Source organism: Bartonella sp. AC158YNML, assembly GCF_042196725.1.
In the GTDB taxonomy this organism is placed as follows: Bacteria; Pseudomonadota; Alphaproteobacteria; order Rhizobiales; family Rhizobiaceae; genus Bartonella.
Window position 1 is genome coordinate 1 of the sequence record NZ_JBHIQU010000112.1, and the last position, 507, is coordinate 507.

The window sequence follows — 507 nt, forward strand, 5'->3', positions numbered from 1 at the left end:
GACCTTTTCTTTAAAGTCAATACGTATTTTTTATTTTTTTCACTTTTTTTCATTTTGATAATTACCTAATTGAATATCAAGTGCTTTTTCTAGTTCACTGTCTATATCATAAGCCTGTGAATAACATCTCTCACCATTATCTCTAATCTCACAAATCAACTGATCTTTCTCTGTACGTTTTTTGATTTTCGCATTTACCTCATCTATCAAAGGTTCACAACTCAATACACTTCTTGGCAAATCACCCCCATATATCCAAGCTTTCACTTGCGCCTTGGTACTGTAATCAACTCTTTCAGGCATCTCTTGATACTGACCACCATCGAATTCCTCATATTCTCTTGATCCATCATCATATTCGTAAAGGTTGTAAAAATACTCTGCTACCCCTAATCCCCATGGTGTATACCCAACCGCTGTTGCAACAAATTTTTTTTGCATAGGCTGTTTACGTTTTTTTAAAAACATTTGGTTTAATATCCCCTATCTAAATCCATAACTTTACCA

General features: G+C 34.1%; 1 protein-coding gene. It reads right to left on the reverse strand.

Going from position 1 to position 507, the window contains the following annotated elements; translation table 11 throughout:
• Positions 1–39 precede the first annotated feature (39 nt).
• Positions 40–468, reverse strand: coding sequence for a hypothetical protein (locus tag ACFIM1_RS09530; protein WP_375614253.1), 429 nt, complete (start codon positions 466–468; stop codon positions 40–42).
• Between the last annotated feature and the right edge of the window lie 39 nt (positions 469–507).